Source organism: Caballeronia sp. RCC_10 (assembly GCF_041360715.1).
GTDB classification, from domain to species: Bacteria; Pseudomonadota; Gammaproteobacteria; order Burkholderiales; family Burkholderiaceae; genus Caballeronia; species Caballeronia grimmiae.
Map to the genome: position 1 here is coordinate 381007 of NZ_JBFUPT010000003.1, position 20373 is coordinate 401379.

General features: G+C 63.1%; 19 protein-coding genes. 13 read left to right on the forward strand and 6 right to left on the reverse strand.

Features of this window, described 5'->3' with window-relative positions:
* The first annotated feature begins 252 nt into the window (after nucleotides 1-252).
* Nucleotides 253-699, forward strand: a complete 447-nt coding sequence (locus AB6804_RS09455) for a lytic transglycosylase domain-containing protein (RefSeq protein ID WP_052005667.1) — start codon at nucleotides 253-255, stop codon at nucleotides 697-699.
* Nucleotides 700-813: 114 nt separating this feature from the next.
* Nucleotides 814-2019, forward strand: coding sequence for a GTP-binding protein (locus tag AB6804_RS09460; RefSeq protein WP_370886222.1), 1206 nt, complete (start codon nucleotides 814-816; stop codon nucleotides 2017-2019).
* Between the two features lie 139 nt (nucleotides 2020-2158).
* On the opposite strand, the gene AB6804_RS09465 is transcribed toward AB6804_RS09460, so the two are convergent.
* The gene (locus AB6804_RS09465; protein WP_035962086.1) at nucleotides 2159-2437 is read right to left on the reverse strand and encodes an HU family DNA-binding protein; all 279 of its coding nucleotides are present in this window, start codon (nucleotides 2435-2437) and stop codon (nucleotides 2159-2161) included.
* A gap of 476 nt (nucleotides 2438-2913) precedes the next feature.
* Between AB6804_RS09465 and mnmC the strand changes: the two genes are divergently transcribed.
* Complete coding sequence (mnmC, locus tag AB6804_RS09470; protein WP_370886223.1) at nucleotides 2914-4725, forward strand: bifunctional tRNA (5-methylaminomethyl-2-thiouridine)(34)-methyltransferase MnmD/FAD-dependent 5-carboxymethylaminomethyl-2-thiouridine(34) oxidoreductase MnmC; 1812 nt, start codon at nucleotides 2914-2916, stop codon at nucleotides 4723-4725.
* Between the two features lie 416 nt (nucleotides 4726-5141).
* Here mnmC and AB6804_RS09475 read toward each other — a convergent pair whose 3' ends face one another.
* Nucleotides 5142-5279, reverse strand: a complete 138-nt coding sequence (locus tag AB6804_RS09475; protein ID WP_160174714.1) for a hypothetical protein — start codon at nucleotides 5277-5279, stop codon at nucleotides 5142-5144.
* A 209-nt stretch (nucleotides 5280-5488) separates the two neighbouring features.
* On the opposite strand from AB6804_RS09475, the gene AB6804_RS09480 reads away from it, so the two are divergent.
* The 6 genes from AB6804_RS09480 to AB6804_RS09505 all read left to right on the forward strand — a co-directional run bounded on the left by AB6804_RS09480 (nucleotide 5489) and on the right by AB6804_RS09505 (nucleotide 11862).
* Entirely contained in the window at nucleotides 5489-6691 is a 1203-nt protein-coding gene (locus AB6804_RS09480) for a cation:proton antiporter (protein WP_035962089.1), read from the forward strand.
* A gap of 40 nt (nucleotides 6692-6731) precedes the next feature.
* On the forward strand, nucleotides 6732-7847 hold the full coding sequence (locus tag AB6804_RS09485) for a YbdK family carboxylate-amine ligase (RefSeq protein WP_035962091.1): 1116 nt from the start codon (nucleotides 6732-6734) through the stop codon (nucleotides 7845-7847).
* 699 nt (nucleotides 7848-8546) lie between these two features.
* Entirely contained in the window at nucleotides 8547-9191 is a 645-nt protein-coding gene (locus AB6804_RS09490; protein WP_035962093.1) for a MarR family winged helix-turn-helix transcriptional regulator, read from the forward strand.
* 141 nt (nucleotides 9192-9332) lie between these two features.
* Nucleotides 9333-10049 (forward strand): glutamine amidotransferase, encoded by a 717-nt coding sequence (locus AB6804_RS09495; protein ID WP_244793771.1) that lies wholly within the window; start codon nucleotides 9333-9335, stop codon nucleotides 10047-10049.
* 70 nt (nucleotides 10050-10119) lie between these two features.
* Entirely contained in the window at nucleotides 10120-11232 is a 1113-nt protein-coding gene (locus AB6804_RS09500; protein WP_370886224.1) for an NADH:flavin oxidoreductase/NADH oxidase, read from the forward strand.
* 174 nt (nucleotides 11233-11406) lie between these two features.
* Nucleotides 11407-11862, forward strand: coding sequence for an SET domain-containing protein (locus AB6804_RS09505; protein WP_244793773.1), 456 nt, complete (start codon nucleotides 11407-11409; stop codon nucleotides 11860-11862).
* Between the two features lie 9 nt (nucleotides 11863-11871).
* Here AB6804_RS09505 and AB6804_RS09510 read toward each other — a convergent pair whose 3' ends face one another.
* Both AB6804_RS09510 and AB6804_RS09515 read right to left on the reverse strand, forming a co-directional pair.
* Nucleotides 11872-13416: a sensor histidine kinase gene (locus tag AB6804_RS09510; RefSeq protein WP_370886225.1), complete on the reverse strand. Its 1545-nt coding sequence runs from the start codon at nucleotides 13414-13416 to the stop codon at nucleotides 11872-11874.
* A gap of 29 nt (nucleotides 13417-13445) precedes the next feature.
* The gene (locus AB6804_RS09515) at nucleotides 13446-14132 is read right to left on the reverse strand and encodes a response regulator transcription factor (protein WP_035962098.1); all 687 of its coding nucleotides are present in this window, start codon (nucleotides 14130-14132) and stop codon (nucleotides 13446-13448) included.
* A 506-nt stretch (nucleotides 14133-14638) separates the two neighbouring features.
* Here AB6804_RS09515 and AB6804_RS09520 point away from each other — a divergent pair.
* On the forward strand, nucleotides 14639-15124 hold the full coding sequence (locus tag AB6804_RS09520) for an Lrp/AsnC family transcriptional regulator (protein ID WP_035962102.1): 486 nt from the start codon (nucleotides 14639-14641) through the stop codon (nucleotides 15122-15124).
* Here the strand turns inward: AB6804_RS09520 and AB6804_RS09525 are convergent.
* Together AB6804_RS09525 and AB6804_RS09530 are read right to left on the reverse strand one after the other, a co-directional pair.
* Nucleotides 15100-15636, reverse strand: coding sequence for a class IV adenylate cyclase (locus tag AB6804_RS09525; protein WP_370886226.1), 537 nt, complete (start codon nucleotides 15634-15636; stop codon nucleotides 15100-15102). The genes AB6804_RS09520 and AB6804_RS09525 overlap by 25 nt on opposite strands.
* 59 nt (nucleotides 15637-15695) lie before the next feature.
* A complete protein-coding gene (locus AB6804_RS09530; protein ID WP_370886227.1) occupies nucleotides 15696-16598 on the reverse strand; it encodes a LysR substrate-binding domain-containing protein in 903 nt (300 codons plus the stop codon).
* A gap of 216 nt (nucleotides 16599-16814) precedes the next feature.
* Between AB6804_RS09530 and AB6804_RS09535 the strand changes: the two genes are divergently transcribed.
* The 3 genes from AB6804_RS09535 (at nucleotide 16815) to AB6804_RS09545 (ending at nucleotide 20317) form a co-directional block, all read left to right on the forward strand.
* The gene (locus AB6804_RS09535) at nucleotides 16815-18485 is read left to right on the forward strand and encodes a GMC family oxidoreductase (protein WP_370886228.1); all 1671 of its coding nucleotides are present in this window, start codon (nucleotides 16815-16817) and stop codon (nucleotides 18483-18485) included.
* A 294-nt stretch (nucleotides 18486-18779) separates the two neighbouring features.
* Nucleotides 18780-19559: an ABC transporter ATP-binding protein gene (locus AB6804_RS09540; protein ID WP_244793775.1), complete on the forward strand. Its 780-nt coding sequence runs from the start codon at nucleotides 18780-18782 to the stop codon at nucleotides 19557-19559.
* A complete protein-coding gene (locus tag AB6804_RS09545) occupies nucleotides 19556-20317 on the forward strand; it encodes an ABC transporter ATP-binding protein (protein WP_035962109.1) in 762 nt (253 codons plus the stop codon). The genes AB6804_RS09540 and AB6804_RS09545 overlap by 4 nt, the downstream gene beginning before the upstream one ends.
* Nucleotides 20318-20373 lie beyond the last annotated feature (56 nt).

Here is a 20373-nt window from a genome sequence, read left to right on the forward strand (position 1 = left end):
AGCTGCGTATTGGCAACCGTCCATGGTTGCGGCCGATCCGCTTCGCGCATTGTGTCCGACCTATGTCGGCTAGCTAACTTATGGCCTCAAACGTCAGCCGGTATCATACGGGCGGTTCGGCTTGGCCGGCACGTGCCCGGCACACGGGTTTTCCCGACACCGGCCCGGCTCGAACATGGGTTTCTGGCGACGGCGCGCATGCGTCGCGTCGGCGGTATGACGTTCCGCATCGGCGGATGGAGTAGATAGACAATGAAGAGATTCCTGCGATTACCTGTGATGGCGTTCGGCGCGATGTTGGCGGCTGGCGCGGCGCATGCCGACTGCTTCGACGAAGCGGCGAAGTATCAAAAGGTGAATCCGCTCATACTGCGCGCCATCGCCTGGCAGGAATCGCACAACAAGCCCGACGCCATCAACAAGAACGCCAACGGCTCGACGGACTACGGGCTGATGCAGATCAACTCCATCCACCTGAACACGCTGTCCCAATACGGCATCTCGAGCGGCACGCTGATGGAGCCGTGCAAGAGCGTCTACGTCGCCGCGTGGCATTTGCGCCAGAAGATGAACAAGTATGGCAATTCGTGGCAGGCGGTCGGTGCTTACCATTCCGAAACACCTGCGCTGCGCGACAAATACTCGGCGCAGATCATCGAGATTCTGCGGCGCTGGAAGCTGCTGCAAGCCGCCAAGTAAATCCGGGCGTCGACGGGCCGCGGCCGCAAGCGCCGCCTTCGCTGCATTTTTGATGCAGAATCGTCGCTTCTAGGCGTCTCGACGCCCCCGCAGCCCTTCCACTGATCGCCCGCAATGAACCAGACACCCCTGCCAGTCACCGTGCTTTCGGGCTTCATCGGCGCGGGCAAGTCCACGCTCGTCGACGCGTTGCTCGCCAATCAGCAGGACGTGCGCATCGGCACGGTCGCCGGCCAGTCGCTGCACGACATGGAACAGGCAATCGTCGATCTCGCGGCCCAGCAGCGCTTCGATGCCATCGTGATCGAATCGGCGGGCGTCGATAACCCGATGGACATCGCCGAGCATCTCGCTTTCGCCGATGACGACGACTCCGCGCTCGCCGGCCGCGCGCGTCTCGATACCTTCGTGACCGTCGTCGATGTGTCGAGCCTCATGCGCGATTACGCATCGGCGGATTCGCTGGCGGAACGCGGCATCGCTATCGGCGATGAAGCGCATGACGAAGGCAAGACGGTCGTCGAAACGCTCGTCGAGCAGATTGAATTCTGCGATGTCATCGTGTTGAACAAGACTGATCTCGTCAGCGAAGCGGAACTCGACAAAGTGGCGCGGGTGCTGCGCGGTCTCAACCCGCGCGCCGTGCAGATTCGCGCTCAGTTCGGCAATGCACCGCTGGATGAGTTGCTCGACACCGGCCGCTTCGACTTCGATGCGACGGCGAGCGCGCCCGGCTGGCTCTCGATTCTCAACGGCGACGAGACATCCGAGGCCGGTGATTCAGGCGTCGGCCACTATGTGTATCGCGCGCGCCGGCCGTTTCATCCCGAACGGCTCTGGAACCTGCTGCATCAGGAATGGCCCGACGTGCTGCGAGCGAAGGGCTTCTTCTGGCTCGCGACGCGCAGTGTCGTGGGCGGATCGTTGTCGCAGGCGGGCGGAACGCTGCGTCACGGCCCGGCGGGCGTGTGGTGGGCGGCGCAGGATCGCAGCGAATGGCCGACCGATGACCCCGAGCTGGAAGCGGAGATCGTCGCGGAATGGTTCGGCGATCCCGACGACAACAGCATCGGCGACAGGCGGCAGGAGCTGGTGCTCATCGGCCTGGATCTGAATGCCGATGCGTGGCAGCGCAGGTTCGACGCATGCCTGCTGACCGACGAAGAATGGGCGCTCGGAGCGGATGGCTGGCAACGCTTCAGTGATCCGTTCCCGGCGTGGGACGTGGAAGAACACGATCATGACCATGAGCATGAGCACGGCGGCCACGATGACCACGACCACGGCCCCGGCTGCGATTGCGAAGATCACCGGCACTGAGCAAATAAAAAAACCCGCCGAAGGCGGGTTTCTAAATTCTCATGGTCTCCAGCTTATCTCCGCACATGCGGAAGAACCTGACCAACAGGCGCTGCGAGGCGCTGCGCAACTGAGCGGGAAGCGCCACACGGCAGACAGCTTACTTCTTGTTGACTGCGTCTTTGAATGCCTTGCCAGCCGTGAACTTGACCGTCTTTGCTGCCGGAATCTTGATGGATTCGCCGGTCTTCGGGTTACGGCCGGTGCGCGCTGCGCGCTTTCCCGAACCAAAGCTGCCGAAACCGATCAACTGAACCGCGTCACCTTTCGAGACAGCTTTCTTGATCACTTCGAGCAACGTGTCGAGCGTTTCGCCGGTTTGAGCCTTGCTTGCGCCGGTTTGGGCGGCTACGGCGTCGATCAATTCCTGTTTGTTCATTAAGGTTCCTTTATCAGTTTAGGTTGACACGAACAGCGCGAACGCGCCGATTATACGTGCGCAAGCCCTGCAGTCGAGTAGGGGCGGCCTTCTGGCCTGCCCGTCGGGCGAAGCGGCGCGGTTTCGCGCCGCTTCGTCTGCATTGCCTTACATCAAAGTCTCGCGCCGCCTTCAAACGCGGCGCTTCGTATGATAGCGCAGCGCAAACCCAATCAGGATAAGGGTTTCAAAGATTTACCCTTATGTAACCAGGGGTTGCCGGCGGATTTTTGGCGCGCAGTCTTCGCACGCCGGCGCACGCCCGCGGAGTACGCGTTCGAGTCGCGAACGCGCGTTGGTTTTTGCCAACGTTTAGCGTGAAAACGCTTGTCCGTATTGGGTTTGGCGCGTCCAGACGAGTCGCGGGCCATCGCGTGCGGCCCGCTCTGACTTCCGGCGATACAGTGTCATGTTTGCCCCAACACGCCGCTCGACGCATGACTCACTCTTCGCCGCTTCTCGCCTTTCACGATCTTCCCGCACGCTGGAAGAACAGGCGCATCTTCACCTTCCTCGCGGCCGATGCGCGTATCGGCAGTCAAGACGCCTTGCTTGCCGTGTGGCGTCTGTGGCGCGAATGCAGCGCGCGGAGCGAGCGTCTGCATCTGGTGGCGATCGCGCCGCTCACCGTTCACGAAAATGACGACGCGCTTTCGGCCGAACTCGGCGAAGCCTTGCCGACGCGTACGCCAGGCGTTCATCGCCTGGAATTCGATGCCGGGCGCGTCGTGCTGACGCTCGCCATCGGCGATGAAGACGAAGACCACCTGCTGTCGAAACTGTGGCTGCGCGCCGATGCCATCCACTTCGATGCGTCGCAACACGACGATCCGCGCAAGCTGTGCAAAACGCTCGCGCGCTTCGCCGCCGATGCCGCGACGCTTTCGGCTTCGGCGCCCGAGCCTGCGAAAGCGGCTTTGCTCAAAACGCTGGAAAGTTCCGGATTCGATTGCCACGCGACGCCTGACGGCATAACGGGCCGCTTCGCACCGCGCTGGCGGGTGCGCCGTCACGATCCGCCGGTCGCATGCAATGCACCCGCGCGCGACGCGATCGTGATCGGCGCGGGACTGGCGGGCTGCGCGATGACATCGGCGCTCGCGTCTCGCGGATGGCGTGTCACGCTGATCGACCGCCACTCATCGCCCGCGCGCGACGCATCCGGAAATCCGGCTGGCGTCTTTCACCCGATTGTCTGGCGCGACGACAGCGTCGCCGCCCGCCTGACGCGCGCCGGTTTTCTGCACGCGCTGCGCCGATGGTCTGGGCTCGAGGCCGTCGGCCACGACTTGCAGCGCAGCCGCGCGGGCCTGCTGCAAATCGCCGATACGCCGGACGATGCGGACGCGCTCGCCGACGCCATCGAACGATTCGGCTATCCGCGCGATTACGTCACCCCGATGACGCGCGACGAAGCATCGCGGGTAGCGGGCGTCGATGTCGCACGCGGCGGATGGTTCTTTCCGCGCGGCGGCGCCATTTCGCCGGCCGCCGTCTGCGCGGCGCAACTGGCCGCCGCCCGCGATGCGCTCACCGCGCGCATGAACACGGAAGTGGCGCGCATCGGGCACGACGGACGGGACTGGCAGGCGTTCGATGCAAGCGGCGCATTGATCGCGAAAGCGCCGGTCGTCGTGCTGGCGAACGCGCACGATGCCGCACGCCTCGCCGGCCTCTACGGCGAACCGACGCGCGGCGTGCGCGGCCAGCTTTCGCTGCTCGACGCGGGCCCGCTCGATGGGCTGCGCGTGCCGGTCATCGGCGAGGGATACGCGGTGCCGTTGAGCGACGGCCGCACGTTGATCGGCGCGACCTACGACATCGACGACACGGATCCCGGCCTGCGCGACGCGGGACACCGGGAGAACGTGGAGCGCGTCGGCCGGATGCTGCCGGCGCTTAGTGACGTATCCGCGTCGCACGGACGCGTAGCGTTTCGCTGCGTGACGAGCGATCGCATGCCGATGATCGGCCAACTCGCCGACGAAACCGCCGCTCGCCGCGACGCGCAGCGGCTGGCCGGCGCATGGCCGCTCGATTTGCCGCGCGTCGAAGGGCTGTACGGCGCGTTCGCGTTCGGCTCGCGTGGCCTCGTATGGGCGGCGCTCGCGGCGGAGCTCATCGCTTCACAGATCGACGGCGAGCCGTGGCCGATCGAACGCGAGCTGGCCGAAGCCATCGACCCGGCGCGATTCCTTCTGCGAGCGTTACGTCACGGAGCGGTCCTCGCACCGCAGTTATCCTCGTGACGCTGTGGATAACCCGGTGAATTGGGCCGAGAAGAGCTGTGAACGCGTTGTGCACGTAAACGGGACAAGCCGCAGGCACCGGTCGGACGGCCGAAAGTTGTTCCGTGTTAACGGCACGGCGCGAACATGTTTACCGCGCGGTTCTTCGGCGCGCATCTCGTTGAACCGTATCGGTAAACACGAGTTGTCCACAGAAGCGGCGGCGCCTTGTTAACTACTACTACGTATACATACAGTAAACCTGTAAACACCTGAAGACGACGCCATCGGCGGCGGAAAACTCGAAGCCCGACCGGTTGGAATTTCCACCGTGAATCGGGCAGCAGTCGCTTTTACTTCTTACGAATCATGGGATTGCAGTTCGGTCGCAGGGTCCGGCGTGTGGCACAATCGCGCTTCTTCCTGCGTCGCGCCGGTCAGCCGGCGAGCGCTTCAATGGAACGATGCTTGCGGAACGACAATCCGATCACCAAGCCGCAACGTCGTTTACCAAGTTCGGCCAGCGCTCGCGCGCGGCGCATCGCAGTGCTTTCCGAGAGCCAGGATGCGAGCAAGCCAGTCAGCTCGAGCCGGACGCGTCATCAAGTCGTACACGGCTGAACCGTGACGCCGTGTTCGGTCAAGTTCGTTTGGCCTGAATGAACCTACGCTCAGTCGTTATCGGGTAGCGCGTGTCGGCGTCTCCCGCGAGTCTCGCTGTGACGCGCGGCCCCGCGCGACCGAGCGTGTCCTCTGCTGAAGCAACGAAGGAGAAGCCCATAAGATGAATTCGGCATTTTCATTTCTTCCCGCGTGGCCGCTCGAACCCGACGCCATCCTGTGGGCCGGTCTCGCGCTGGTCACGGCGGGTCTCGCCGGAGAGTTGCTGTGGCGCGCATGGCGGCTGCCGCGCATCACGGGCTATGCGGTGATCGGCCTGATCGCGGGCAACGCCGGTCTCGGCGTCATCGACGCCAGCGCTGGCGGCTTGTCACGTCCGCTGCTCGATGTCGCGCTCGGATTGCTGCTTTTCGAACTCGGCGGACGGCTCGACCTTCGCTGGATCCGCCGCAATCCTTATCTGATTCTGTCGAGCATCGCGGAATCGACGCTGACGTTCATCCTCGTGCTGATCGCGCTGATGCTCGCCAACGTGCCGACGATGCCCTCTATCGTCATCGCCGCAATCGCGATGGCCACGTCGCCCGCGATGGTCATCCAGCTGAAAACCGAACTGCGCGCCGAAGGCCAGGTCACGCAGCGGCTGATGACGCTAACCGCGCTGAACAGCATGTACGCGGTGATCGTCGAAAAGCTCGCGGCGGGCGTGCTGCATCAGGAAATCTACGGCAACACGTTCGCGACGATTCTTCAGCCGCTGTATCTGCTGCTCGGCTCGCTGGTGCTGGCCTTTCTGCTCGCGCGCGCGTGCAACCTGCTTTACCGGCGTCTCAACGCGAACGACGAGCATTCGTTCGTCGCGCTGTTCGGCCTCGTGCTGCTGGCGATCGCGGTCGCGCACATCTTCAAGCTGTCGACGATCCTCGCGCTGCTCGCCGCGGGAATCATCGTGAAGAATGCCGACGAGCGGCCGCAGTTGTGGCCGTCGCATTTCGGATCGGCGGGATGGCTTCTCACCGTCATTCTGTTCGCGCTGACACTGACTTCGTTCCACTGGCGCGATATCGCGCTGGGCGGAGTGGCGGCGCTGGGGCTGATCGTCGCGCGTGTGATCGGCAAGCTCGTCGGCGTGATGATCTTCGCGAAGCCGAGCGGACTGAACTGGAAGCAGGGGGCGGCGCTCGGCGTCGCGCTGACGCCGATGTCGGCGCTCGCGTACTTGCTCGTCGACGACATGTACGTGCTCTATCCAGACTACGACCCGACCTTGCGCGCGATCGTCATGTGCTCGATCGTCGTGCTGCAGATCGCGACGCCCTTCGTGGTTTACCGTAGTTTGTCGGCGGTTGGCGAGCGCCGCGAGTAAGCGCGCGCGGCCGCTCATGCATTGATCAACAAGAGGCGTCATGGCACTCGAACCATTCATCAACTCCGAGCCGTTCACGTTCGGCGTGGAACTGGAGATCCAGGTCGTCAATACGCACGACTATGATCTGACACGCGCCGCGTCCGACCTGATGCGGCTCATCAAGGACGAAAAGATTCCCGGCAACATCACGCCGGAAATCACCGAAAGCATGATCGAGCTTTCGACGGGCATCTGCACGACGCACGAGCAGGCCGTCACTGATCTGCGCAAGATTCGCGACACGCTCATCGCTGCCGCCGATCAACTGAACGTCGGGCTCGCGGGCGGCGGCACGCATGCGTTCCAGCAATGGAGCGATCGGCAGATCTACGACGCGCCGCGCTTTCAGTACATCTCCGAGCTGTACGGCTATCTCGCCAAGCAGTTCACCGTGTTCGGACAGCACGTGCATATCGGTTGCCCGGACCCGAACAGCGCGTTGTTCCTGCTGCACGCGATGTCGCGCTACATTCCGCATTTCATCGCACTGTCGGCTTCGTCGCCGTACATTCAGGGCGTCGATACGGGCTTTCACTCGGCACGGCTCAATTCCGTGTTTGCGTTTCCGTTGTCGGGACGCGCGCCGTTCGTGCTTACGTGGGATAGCTTCGAAGAGTACTTCTCGAAGATGGTCAACACGGGCGTCGTCAACAGCATGAAGGACTTCTACTGGGACATTCGGCCCAAGCCCGGTTTCGGCACGATCGAAGTTCGCGTGATGGACACGCCGCTGTCCGTGGATCGCGCTGCGGCCATCGCTTGCTACATTCAGACCTTGTCGCGTTATCTGTTGCTCGACAAGCCGCTGACGCCCAGAGAAGACGATTATCTCGTCTACACGTTCAACCGCTTCGAGGCATGCCGCTTCGGACTGGAAGGCACGTGCATCCATCCGCAGACGGGCGAGCGGCGCACCATCGCGGAGGACATCCTCGCAACGCTCGACGTGCTCGCGCCGCACGCCGAAGCGCTCGGTTCTCAAGCGGCGCTTGCGCAGGTCGCCGATATCGCGCGCGGCGGCGTCAACGATGCGTCGTGGCTGCGCGGCGTATTCGACAAGGAGAAGTCCTTGCACGAGGCCGTCCGCCAGCAATGCCTGCAATGGCGCGCTTGAGACCGTAGCGCATTACCCGCTTTAGCGACAATCGAAGAAGGCTGCCCGAGTGATTCCGGGCAGCCTTTTTGTTTGAGGCATCGCTCTGTATGAAACGCGTGCATGTTGCCGGCAATTCAATTGCTCGCCGCGCGATTAGCGCAAAGCCGAATGGCATCCTTAAGGTTTCCATCCAGCGTCCGTATACCTGAGTAATAGTCGGTAACGAAACGAATCTGTTGCCGTCGGTTACTCAAACGAAAGGCCGAACATCGAGCGGTTTGCCGCAGCGTCCTTGCCGGAAGGGCTGCAACGGACTCCGAACGTGGTCTGCCGTACAGTACCGATGGTTACCGAAAATACACTCACGACGAAATAAGCCGCTTTTCCACGGGTTATCCACAGTTTTGCGTGGATAATTAAGGTGTACGTTTCGTCTCAGTCGCTTAGAATGGCGACTTTCCCGGCGGCGGGGTATAGTCGGCGAAAGAGCGCCACGGTTGGTAAAAGAAGGCGCAAAACGAAGAGGGTGGCAATGTCCCCTTTCAGGCAAAGCGAATTGGCTTGGTACGCCTGAATTTTGAGACGGCGGGGACCACGAACCGGGAGTTATCCCGACGAACGGGCAAAGTGAGTCGGGGCGGCTTTCGGGACGAGGGGTTCGCAGTTGCAGGCGAACATGCCGTCGAAACCCATAAAGCGGAAAACAAGCGAAATATTATGAGTGAAGGCGTTTACGGAGAGCAGGCGACGGGGCGGGTGACCCACGGCCTGCTGAGGCTGAGCACCGCGATGCGCAGCCAGGCTTGGGAGTGGGCGGAAGGAGCGGGGCTCACGCCGACCCAAGGTGAGATTCTCGTGCTGCTGATGCAGCGTAAAGGGCCGATGCGCCTTGGCGAGATCGCGCGTGAAACCGCGTTGACCGCCGCGACGACGAGCGATGCCGTCAGCACGCTCGAAGGCAAGGGGCTCGTCGAAAAGCGCCGCGCCATCGACGATGGCCGCGCGCTGGCGGTTCGTCTGACCGCCCGCGGCCGCACTGCCGCGAAGAAGGCGCTGCAATGGCCGGACTTTCTCTCGAAAGCAGTCGGCACCTTGCGCGAGGACGAGCAGGCGGCGTTCTATCGCTCGCTGCTGAAGACGATTCGTCAACTCGAAGCGGCGCAGCAGATTCCCGCGCACCGCATGTGTCTCTCGTGCTCGCACTTCGAGGTCAGCAAGAACCCGAAGAAGGTCCCGCATCACTGCGCGCTCCTTCAGATCGACATGGCCGACACCGACCTGCGTCTCGATTGTTCGGTATACGAAGAAGGCGATCTCGGTCAGCAGAAGAAAGTCTGGAAGGTCTTCGCGCAGATCGCCTGAGGTTAGGCAGGTAATATCGGTGGCATTCCGCGCTGTGAGGCGTCGGCGAGTCGGTTAGACTGTGCCGTCGCGCCTCGCAGCGAGGCGCGGCTCGTCCCTGGCTCTTGTTCCAGGCCACGCAGTCGACTCCTGGAAGCGCCGATGAAACATGAAGTCCTGGCGATTCGCCACGTCCATTTCGAAGACCTCGGCAGTCTGGAGCTGGTGCTCGGCGACCGGGGCCATCTTGTGCGTTATCTCGACGTCGGGCGCGGGCGCATCGCGGCGCCGAATCCGCTCGACCCGTCGTTGCTCGTCGTGCTCGGCGGCCCGATCGGCGCCTATGAAGACGCGCAGTATCCCCATCTTGCTCCGCTGCTGTCGATGCTCGAAAAGCGCATCGCAGCGGGGCTTCCCACCATCGGCATCTGTCTCGGCTCGCAACTGATCGCGCGGGCGCTCGGCGCACGCGTGTATTCGTCGGGGCGGCTGGAACTCGGCTGGTCGCCGCTTTCCCTGACGGAAGCGGGGCGCGCGTCGCCGTTGCGTCATCTGGATGCCGTGCCCGTCTTCCACTGGCACGGCGATACGTTCGAACTTCCCGAAGGCGCGACGCTGCTTGCATCGACAGAAGCGTGCGCTCATCAGGCGTTCTCGTGGGGCGAGCATGTGCTCGCGCTGCAATGCCATGCAGAAGTGCTGACGGATCGATTCGAGAACTGGCTGATCACGTATCCCGGTGATATCGCGCATGGCGGTGCAACCGTCACCGGCTTGCGCGATGCAACCGCACGGCACGGCGCGGCGCTCGAGACTGCCGCCCGCGCGATGTTCGGCGAGTGGCTCGACCGCTTTCCCGGCGCTGCGCGATCGGGCTGACGTACCGGCGCTGCACGCATAAAAGCGCGGTGATATGCTCGACCGCTCTTCTTCGCGACGGGCTTACTACATGAGCGCGCTGTTCACTCCCCGGACCCTTCGCGGTCTGCAGCTTCCCAATCGCATCGTCGTGTCGCCGATGTGCCAGTATTCCGCCGAGCGCGGCGAAGCCAGCGCATGGCACATGATCCATCTCGGCCACCTGGCGCTGTCCGGCGCGGCGATGCTTTGCATCGAGGCCACGGCCGTCGAGCCGGATGGACGCATCACGCCGGGCGACCTCGGCTTGTGGGACGACGTCACCGAAGCGGCGCTGCGGCCGGTGCTCGCGGCGATTCGCCAGTATTCGAACATCGCGGTGACGATGCAGCTCGCGCATGCAGGGCGTAAGGCATCGAGCCGCAAACCGTGGGAAGGCGGGCAGCTCATTTCCGTCGCGGATGGCGGATGGATGACGCACGCGCCATCGGCGATTGCGCATAAGCCCGACGAAACCCCGCCGCTCGCGCTCGATACGGCGGGACTGCTGCGTGTGAAGGAAGCGTTCGCGGCATCGGCGAGGCGCGCCGCGCGGCTCGGCATCGACGCGCTCGAGGTTCACGCGGCGCACGGTTATCTGCTGCATCAGTTTCTATCGCCGATTGCGAATCAGCGCACCGACCAATACGGCGGATCGCGCGAAAACCGCATGCGTTATCCGCTCGAAATCTTCGATGCCGTGCGCGCCGCGTTTCCCGGCGAAAAGCCCGTCGGCGTGCGCGTCTCGGCGACGGATTGGGTGGAAGGCGGATGGGGCATCGAAGATACGATCGCGTTCGCATCGGAACTGAAGAAGCGTGGCGTCGACTGGATCGATGTGTCGTCGGGCGGGGTATCGCCGCAACAGAAGATTCCGCTAGAACCCGGCTATCAGACGCCGTTCGCCAAAGCCGTCAAGGAAGCGACCGGCGTGACGACCATCGCGGTCGGTTTGATTACCGAGGCGAAGCACGCGGAAGAGATCATCGCGAGCGGCCAGGCCGACTTCGTTGCGATGGCGCGCGCCATGCTCTACGATCCGCGCTGGCCGTGGCACGCGGCGGCCGAACTCGGCGCGACCGTCAGCGCCCCGCCGCAGTACTGGCGCTCGCAACCGCGCGAGCAGAAGCATCTGTTCGGCGACATCTCGTTCGGCCAGCGTTGATACGACGGAGTTGAGAACCCGGCGCGCGGGAGTGTACGATACCGTCGTTACCGTTGAACGCGGCGCCTTCGAGGCCACCGCGTTTTTTTATGCCCCGGTCCGCACAAGCGTTCATCGTGCGGAAAGAAGCGGGCATGAAGCCTCCACAGAAATTCGTTACTTGGGATTCGTTCGATGAGTTCACGCAGGGTCACCGTTCGCCGCTCGGGCGTGCATGGCAAGGGCGTGTTTGCCGTGAAGCCGATCGCCGCCGGCGAGAAGGTGATGGAATACAAAGGCGAGCGCATATCGTGGAAAGAGGCGCTGCGCCGTCATCCGCACAATCCGGACGAACCGAATCACACCTTCTATTTCGCACTCGACGATGGCCGCGTGATCGACGGCAAGATCGATGGCAATAGCGCGAAGTACATCAACCATTCGTGCGCGCCGAACTGCGAAGCCGAGGAAGTCGAAGGCCGTGTGTTCATTCACGCGCTGCGCGACATCGAGCCGGATGAAGAACTCAATTACGACTACGGGCTCGTGATCGAAGGGCGGATCACCAAAAAGCTGAAGAAGGAATACGAGTGCCGCTGCGGCGCGAAGAAGTGCCGCGGCACCATGCTCGCGCTCAAGAAGAAAAAGTAAGCGCCTCGCTTATTTTTCCGCGGGGGCCGTTGCGGGCGCTTCGACGTGTTGCGCCTTCAGCGGCATCCGTACGATGAAGCGCGCGCCGCCTTCCGGCGCGTCTTCGTAATGCACGGTGCCGCCGTGCAGCGCGACGATGTCGTGCACGATCGCAAGCCCGAGTCCCGCGCCGCCTTCGACGCTCTGGCCATCGCCACGGAAGAAGCGCTTGAACAGATCGGGCTGCTGATCGGCCGGGACGCCGGGGCCGTTGTCCTCGATCACCACTTCGCCGAAACGCGCGCCGTCCGGGTTTTTCGGATCGCGCCAGTCACCGACCGTCAGCGTGATGCGCGCGCCTTCGTACCGCGCGGGCGGCACGTACTTGAGCGCGTTGTCGATGAGGTTGGCGAGCACTTCGCGCACGAGCACGACGTTGCCGCGCATCGTCATCGGATGCTCGTTTTCAGGATCGTCGATGCGCTGAAAGCCCAGATCGACCCGCGCCGCCAACGCGCGCGGCACCCATTCCGCGCCGGTTTCGAACGCGAGCGCGGCGAGATCGAAGTCCGTGAAGCGCGCCGCCTGTTCGCCCGGCTCCGCACGCGCGAGCGACAACAGCTGATTCGACAGCCGCACCGCGCGATCCGCCGATGCCCGCAGTTCCTTCACCGCTTCGACCGCCTTCGCGGGATCGCGTGAACTGAGCGCCTGCTCCGCGTGCAGCTTCACGGCCGTGAGCGGCGTGCGCAACTGATGCGCGGCATCGGCGATGAATTTGCGCTGCGCATCGAGCGCCGTCTGCAGGCGCACGAGCAGGCCGTTCATCGCGCTCGTGAGCGGACGGATTTCGCTTGGCACATGCGATTCGTCGACCGGTTCGAGCGAGACGTGCGTCTGCCGGTTCAGCGCGTCGGCGAGATCGGTGAGCGGGTTCAACTGCTGATTCACGACGCGCCACACGATCACCCAGCCGGCCAGCAGGAGAAGCAGCAGCGGCATCATGATCGCGAAGAGAAACTCGACCGCGATGCGATACCGCGACCCCACGCGCTGCGCCACTTCCACGACGATCGGATTGCCGGTCTGCTGCGGCACGCGTACTTGCGCCGCGCGAACGCTGGTGCCCTGATAGTGCGTCTCGAAGACGTATGCGTAATGGATGCGCCGCACGGAGGTGCCGGTGAGCGGAAGGTCCGGGTCGCCGGCGATTTCCTCGTCGCCCGTGCTGATGCGGTAGACGAGCTGTTCGACGGGATCAGAGAACATCGCCTGGGCGAGCGGCGGGACGGTGACGGGCGCATCGACGCCCGCGAGCTGGATCTGCTTCGAGATGGCGGTGGCGAGATCGGCGAGCGAACGATCGACGACGTGCTGCGTGTACTGCCACGCGAGCCAGTACGCGATGAGGCCGGACATCAGCGCGAGCAGCGACAGCGGCGCGGCGAGACGGCGCAGCAGGGTGCGCCGCAGGCTCGGCGGGGCGGGAGGTCGGGTGGGCGTCGATCGCGCCAGATCGAGCCAGTCTTCGCGGGCGAAACGCTGATCGCCCGCGCGCCGGGTGGGAAGTCGCAAAGCGTTCTAGGGCGAGAGTGGCCGATGCATCACGCCGCCTGCCTGATCTCCTGAAGCAGATAACCGAAGCCGCGCACCGTCACGATTTCCACGCGCGTGTTCTCGAGCTTCTTGCGCACGCGATGCACATAAACTTCGATAGCGGTATCGCCGAGATCGCCGCCGAAGTGCGTCAGATGATCCTGCAGTTGCGCCTTGCTGACGACACGGCCGTGACGCAGCAGCAGCATTTCAAGAACCGCAAATTCGCGCGGCGACAGTTCGAGCGGACGCTCGTCGTTGAAGATGCGGCGATCGACGCCGGACAGGCGCAGGCCGCCCAGCGTGACTTCGGGACGCGGCACGTCGCCGTGCGGACCGCTGCGGCGCATCACGGCGCGAATGCGCGCTTCAAGTTCCTGCGGCTCGAACGGCTTGAGCATGTAGTCGTCCGCGCCGCTGTTGAGGCCTTGCACGCGGTCGTGAAGTTCGTCGCGGGCAGTGAGAATGATGACCGGCGTATGGCGATTGCCCTGGCGAAAGCGCGAGAGCAGCGTCATGCCGTCGATACCGGGCAAGCCCAGATCGAGAATGACCAGTTCGTGGCGGTTCTGCGCGAGCGCCTGCTCGGCGAAGATGCCGTCGTGAACCATGTCGACGGTGAAACCGGATTGCTCGAGGCTGCTTTGAATGCCGCGCGCGATGGGGCGGTCGTCTTCGATCAGGAGGATTCGCATGAAGTCGCTCAGTACAATGGGTTGAAGTCGATCCGGCGCTCTGTTCCGCGCAATGCGGCGGGATAGCGCGGGCCGGCCGGATCAAAACCGTTACTTCTCATGCGGCGCCGCGCGGCTTGAGTTCGAGCGGCGCGGGCGATTGCCGTCTTCGGGCCTTGTGCGCTGCTGATTGTACCGCTTCGAACCCGCACGCCGACCCGCGTCTGAAAGGCGGTATCTTGCACCGTTCACGCAGTTTACGAGCGGTTAAAAATTGGCCTTCATCACTGAAAGATACGCCGGGATTGCGCTTACGTCTGCTTTCGGATCGCCTTGCAATGGCGCGATTCGGTCATGCATCGGACGTCCAACGGCTCGCGTCGATGTCACAGTTCGTAATACGCCTGTTACCTTGTCGGGCGCTGTAAGCCGGTATTAATCCGCGCCCGGAAGATCGTGCGTCGCGTCGCTTATCCGGGCGATGCGCTAAAGTCGCATCTCCTTTCGCTTTCGCGCACATTCGCATCATGCTGGAACTCGATCATTTCGACCTTGCCCTGCTCGATGTCCTTCAGCGCTTCGGGCGCGCCACGCATCAACAGCTCGCGGAGCAAGTGCCGCTATCGCCGTCGCAGATCGGGCGGCGCTTGCAGCGGCTGGAAGCGACGGGCGTGATCGAGGGCTATCGCGTGATGTTGCGCCCCGAGAAACTCGGCCTCGGCGTGACGGCGTTCACGAGCCTGAAGCTCAAGCATCACGGCGACACCGTCATCGAACAGTTTCAGCAGGAGATCGACGCGTTGCCCGAGGTGCTCGAATGTCACGCGACTGTCGGCGATGCGGATTATCTGCTGCGCATTGTCGCGCCGGATCTGAACGCGCTGTCGGGCTTCGTGATGAAGAAGCTGATGCGCGTGCCTGGCGTGGACAGCGTGCGCTCGAACATCGTACTGACCACGTTCAAGCGCAACGGCCCATTGCCGCTCGATCACCTTTCCGGCGACGCGGCCTGAGCGGGGTTCAGCAAGTCCACATACGCGAGCGGCACCAGGTCCGCTTGCGCCACACCAAGGCGCGCGAACATGTCGTGCGCTTCCTGATGGCCGCCGGCTTCCTCGTCGTCCTGGCCGAGCACCACTTCGAGTTCGACGAAATCGCCGAGGCCGTCCACGCGGTCCAGATGAATGCGCGTGCGTCCCACCAGATAGACATGCCGCTCCTTTGAGACGATGCCGCGCGTCGTCAGTGCCTGCGCGAGCAGCGCGTGCATGGCTTCGGCGTTCGTTACCGGACTGCGGGAGTAGTAGGAGACTTTCGGGCCATCGCGATCGTCGCGCTGATAGAAGATCAGCTCGGACGGCGTGCCGTCGTCGAACTGGCGCAGCTTGAGGCGGCCGGTCGGCACGTCGTAGAAGAAATCCTGCTGGCGAAAGACGAGCGGCGCATCGGTGGCGAGTGCGGATGCGCGTTCGCGCAGTTCGTCGAACCGGTGCGCGCGTGCCTTGATTTCGATGTTGCGTGCCATGAAGGAAGTCTCCGGTGGTGGGCGTCGCTCAGCGTACCAGTCTTATCGTGAATCTGGCGTTACACGGACCACTGAGCGTCGATGAGTTTCAGCGCAGCGGCGATCGCCGGTTCCGCGCGACGTTCGGCGAGCGCGACGAACGAGAGCTGCGTCGGCACGGTGACGCCATCGACGATGGTGAGTGCGTGCGCGTGTGCCTGCGCGAGCGCGATGGAATCGCGCGCCAGCGAAAGCCCGATGCCGGACTTCACGAGATCGAGCATCGACGGTTCCTGGTCGACTTCGGCGACTTTCACGGGCATTGCGCCGGCTTCGCGAAAGACGCGCGACAGCAGCCGGTTATGCGCGGATTCAGGCGGCGTCCAGATCCACGGCAGCCTCGCGAGAGCGGCCCAGCTGCGTTTGCCTTTGTTGACGCGGTTGTGCCATCCGGCGGGCGCGAGCACGTGATAGGAGAACGGCGTGAGGCGCACGACGTGAAAGCGTTCGCCGTCGCGCGCGCCGTCGATGGCCGGATCGCCGATGTAATAGCCGACATCGAGATCGCGAGTTCTTATGCGTTCGAGCACCCATCCGGACATGCCATGCCGAAGTGCTGTTTCGATACGCGGGTACGTTTCGACGAACTGCCGCAAGAATCCGCCGAGCCGCAGAAATTCCGGATCGAGAATGGTCCCGATACGAAGCGTGCCGCTGACTTCATGACGCAGCGCGGCAGCGGCCCGCTGAACTTCGGAGGCGGCGGCGATGGCGCGCTCGGCGTGAGGAAGGAGCGCTTCGCCGTCGCGTGTGAGGAGCAGTCCGTGCGACGTGCGTGTGAAGAGGACGACCCCGAGCATCTCCTGAAGGTTCTTGATCTGCAGGCTGACGGCCGGCTGCGTGAGGTGCAGTTGGGCGGCGGCCCGCGTGAGATTGCCTTCGCGGGCGACAGTGAGAAAAGCGCGCAGGAGGATGTAGTCCATGCGTGATATTAGCGCTACTTATATCGCAATTGAACAGAACTCATTGGATTCGAAAGAAACGTCGCACTAGTCTTCGTAGACGATCGAGCGACTGGAGAGTGATCGCTTATGCGGTCGACTACGCAGCGAGCCGGCGGAGCATTCGGCGCCGAGAAGCAACAGACCAACACGAAAAGCCGCATCGAAGACGGCAAAGCAAACAAAGGAGACAACGCAATGAACGAGCGCAAGGAAGAAGGCGCCTACGACTACATCATCGTCGGTGCAGGCACGGCCGGCTGCGTGCTGGCAAATCGCCTGACGCAAGACCCGACGATAAACGTGCTGCTGCTCGAAGCAGGCGGCAAGGACGATTACCACTGGATCCACATCCCGGTAGGCTACCTGTACTGCATAGGCAACCCGAGAACGGATTGGCTCTATAGGACGCAGAGCGAACCGGGCCTGAACGGCCGGGCGTTGTCATACCCGAGAGGAAAAGTCCTGGGCGGATGCTCGTCGATCAACGGCATGATCTACATGCGCGGCCAGCGCGAAGACTACGACGACTGGGCGCACATCACCGGCGATTCGAACTGGTCCTGGGACTCCGTGCTCCCGATCTTCAAGCGCAGCGAGGACCACTACGGCGGCGCCAGCGAATGGCACGGCAAGGGCGGCGAATGGCGCGTGGAGAAACAGCGCCTGAAGTGGAAGATCCTCGAAACGTTCTCACAGGCCGCGCAACAGACCGGCATCCCCGCCACCGATGACTTCAATCGCGGCGACAACACCGGCGTCGGCTATTTCGATGTGAACCAGCGCGGCGGCATCCGCTGGAATGCGGCGAAAGCGTTTCTGCGCGAAGCGATGAAGCGTCCCAACCTGACGACGATCACCGGCGCGCAAACGCAAAAGCTCGTGTTCGAAGGCGCACGTTGCGTCGGCGTGGCGTATCGCGGCGGCGATGTCGATTTCATCGCGCGGGCGCGTTGCGAAGTCATCCTGAGCGCGGGCGCGGTCAATTCACCGCAGATTCTCGAACTATCGGGTATCGGTAATGGCGCGCGCCTGCAACGGCTCGGCATCGATGTCGTGCGTCATCTGCGCGGCGTCGGCGAGAACCTGCAGGATCACTTGCAATTGCGCATGGCGTACAAGGTGAACGGCGCACGCACGCTCAATACCTTGTCCGCGCGATGGTGGGGCAAGCTCTTCATCGGCATGCAATACGCGCTGATGCGAAGCGGCCCGATGTCGATGGCGCCATCGCAACTCGGCGCATTCGCGAAGTCGAATCCCGATGATGCTTCGATCAGGCGGCCCGATGTCGAATATCACGTGCAGCCTTTATCGCTCGAACGCTTCGGTGAACCGTTGCATCCGTTCAACGCATTCACGGCGTCGGTCTGCAATCTGCGGCCAACGTCACGCGGCAGCGTGCATATCGAATCGCCGGATGCGCATGCCGCGCCTTTGATCGCGCCGAATTATCTGTCGACGGAGCGCGATCGCGAAGTGGCGGTCAATTCGCTGCGGCTCACGCGGCGCATCGTGAGCGCGCCAGCGTTATCGCGTCATGCGCCCGAAGAGATTTTGCCGGGCATTCAGTTTCAGACGCAGGAAGAACTCGTCGAAGCAGCGGGGAAGATCGGCACGACGATCTTTCATCCGGTCGGCACATGCCGCATGGGTGCGGACAACGATCCCGCCGCGGTCGTCGATAGCCGCTTGCGTGTGTTAGGCGTGCGTGGCTTGCGCGTGGTCGATGCATCGGTGATGCCGGTCATCACATCGGGCAACACCAATTCGCCCACGTTGATGATCGCGGAGCGCGCGAGCCAGATGATCCGCGAAGACCGCGGCGCGTTGCAGACGCAAGAAGTGATCGCGTCGGCGCTCGCATGATGTTCGCCGCAGCACGCAGCGTGCCCTGATTGCGTGCATCGGCGGCCACTTTGCGCGCCGCATGAGTTAGTGCAAATCCCAATGATTGCGCTGCATCATTGGCGCGACAATGGCCCCGGATCAGAGTGATGCTCGGCTTACCTCGTGCCCGCTTTGTGCAGCACGCAATATCGATGCAACGGCAGCACGAAGCGAACCGTACCGGAATCGAAGCAACGTTCGGGTGCGCGCGTAAAGAACAATAAGGCGCAGGCGAACCGATCGTTTAGCGCCTCACTTCGCATGGAAGGGGACATGATTCTCGGCGATACCATTCTGGAAACGCGAGGGCTCACCAAGGAATTCAAAGGCTTCACCGCCGTGAATGGCGTGAACCTGCGCGTGCGCCGCGGCTCGATCCATGCGCTCATCGGACCGAACGGCGCAGGCAAGACCACCTGCTTCAATCTGCTCACCAAGTTTCTCGAACCCACGGCGGGCCAGATCGTCTTCAACGGCGCCGACATCACCCGCGAACGGCCGGCCCATATCGCGCGGCGCGGCATCATTCGTTCGTTTCAGATTTCCGCCGTGTTCCCGCATTTGACCGTGTTGCAAAACGTGCGTATCGGCTTGCAGCGGCAACTCGGCACGTCGTTTCAGTTCTGGCGCAGCGAACGTTCGCTCGATGCGCTGAACGATCGCGCCATGGACCTGCTCACGCAAGTGGGCCTCACCGATTTCGCCGATACGAAGACCGTCGAGCTTTCCTACGGACGCAAGCGCGCGCTCGAAATCGCGACGACGCTTTCGATGGAGCCCGAACTCATGCTGCTCGACGAACCGACGCAAGGCATGGGACACGAAGACGTCGATCGCGTGACGGCGCTCATCAAGAAGGTATCGGCGGGGCGCACCATTCTGATGGTCGAGCACAACATGAACGTAATCGCCGGCATCTCCGACACCATCACCGTCCTGCAGCGCGGAGAAGTGCTCGCCGAAGGCAACTATGCGGAAGTATCGAAGAATCCGCTCGTGATGGAAGCCTACATGGGCAGCGCCGATGCGGCGCTCACCGGAGCGCACGCATGAGCACGATCGTGGAAGAGCGCCGCTCGCGCGAGGCGAACGGCGCGGCGGGCAATGCGCCTGCGCTGGAAATCGCGGGACTGCAGGCGTGGTACGGGGAATCGCACATCCTGCATGGCGTCGATCTCAAGGTGGATCGCGGCGAGGTGGTCACGCTGCTCGGGCGCAACGGCGCGGGCCGCACGACGACGCTTCGCGCGATCATGGGCCTGACCGGCCGGCGCACCGGATCGATCCGCGTCGGCGGACGCGAGACCATCGGGCTGCCGACGCACAAGATCGCGCATTACGGCATTGGCTATTGTCCGGAAGAGCGCGGCATCTTTTCGAGCTTGTCGTGCGAAGAGAATCTGCTGTTGCCGCCGCTCGTCGGCAATGCGAAAGAGGCAATGCCGCTCGACGAACTGTATTCGATGTTCCCGAACCTCAAGGAGCGGCGCGCGAGCCAGGGCACGCGCCTCTCGGGCGGCGAGCAACAGATGCTCGCCGTCGCACGCATTCTTCGCACCGGTGCGAATCTGCTTTTGCTCGACGAGATATCGGAGGGACTTGCGCCCGTCATCGTACAGACGCTCGCGCGCATGATCCTCATGCTGAAGTCGCGCGGCTACACGATCGTGATGGTCGAACAGAATTTTCGCTTCGCGGCGCCGCTCGCGGATCGCTTCTATGTGATGGAGCATGGAAACATCGTCGAGCATTTCGGCGCGGGGGAACTCGAAGCGAAGATGCCCGTGCTGCATGAACTGCTCGGGGTGTGACAGCAACACGCGTAACGCCAGCTTGACAGCAAGAACCAAAACTCACGGAGACTGGA

Bases quoted from the DNA above. Each gene is read 5' to 3' on its own strand.
- AB6804_RS09530 (WP_370886227.1), bottom strand. From the start codon at position 16,598: ATGGACTACATCCTCCTGCGCGCTTTTCTCACTGTCGCCCGCGAAGGC.
- AB6804_RS09455 (WP_052005667.1), top strand. From the start codon at position 253: ATGAAGAGATTCCTGCGATTACCTGTGATGGCGTTCGGCGCGATGTTG.
- AB6804_RS09515 (WP_035962098.1), bottom strand. From the start codon at position 14,132: ATGCGAATCCTCCTGATCGAAGACGACCGCCCCATCGCGCGCGGCATT.
- mnmC (WP_370886223.1), top strand. From the start codon at position 2,914: ATGACTCACTCTTCGCCGCTTCTCGCCTTTCACGATCTTCCCGCACGC.
- AB6804_RS09495 (WP_244793771.1), top strand. From the start codon at position 9,333: ATGAAACATGAAGTCCTGGCGATTCGCCACGTCCATTTCGAAGACCTC.
- AB6804_RS09540 (WP_244793775.1), top strand. From the start codon at position 18,780: ATGATTCTCGGCGATACCATTCTGGAAACGCGAGGGCTCACCAAGGAA.
- AB6804_RS09465 (WP_035962086.1), bottom strand. From the start codon at position 2,437: ATGAACAAACAGGAATTGATCGACGCCGTAGCCGCCCAAACCGGCGCA.
- AB6804_RS09525 (WP_370886226.1), bottom strand. From the start codon at position 15,636: ATGGCACGCAACATCGAAATCAAGGCACGCGCGCACCGGTTCGACGAA.
- AB6804_RS09535 (WP_370886228.1), top strand. From the start codon at position 16,815: ATGAACGAGCGCAAGGAAGAAGGCGCCTACGACTACATCATCGTCGGT.
- AB6804_RS09505 (WP_244793773.1), top strand. From the start codon at position 11,407: ATGAGTTCACGCAGGGTCACCGTTCGCCGCTCGGGCGTGCATGGCAAG.
- AB6804_RS09545 (WP_035962109.1), top strand. From the start codon at position 19,556: ATGAGCACGATCGTGGAAGAGCGCCGCTCGCGCGAGGCGAACGGCGCG.
- AB6804_RS09480 (WP_035962089.1), top strand. From the start codon at position 5,489: ATGAATTCGGCATTTTCATTTCTTCCCGCGTGGCCGCTCGAACCCGAC.
- AB6804_RS09460 (WP_370886222.1), top strand. From the start codon at position 814: ATGAACCAGACACCCCTGCCAGTCACCGTGCTTTCGGGCTTCATCGGC.
- AB6804_RS09500 (WP_370886224.1), top strand. From the start codon at position 10,120: ATGAGCGCGCTGTTCACTCCCCGGACCCTTCGCGGTCTGCAGCTTCCC.
- AB6804_RS09490 (WP_035962093.1), top strand. From the start codon at position 8,547: ATGAGTGAAGGCGTTTACGGAGAGCAGGCGACGGGGCGGGTGACCCAC.
- AB6804_RS09485 (WP_035962091.1), top strand. From the start codon at position 6,732: ATGGCACTCGAACCATTCATCAACTCCGAGCCGTTCACGTTCGGCGTG.
- AB6804_RS09520 (WP_035962102.1), top strand. From the start codon at position 14,639: ATGCTGGAACTCGATCATTTCGACCTTGCCCTGCTCGATGTCCTTCAG.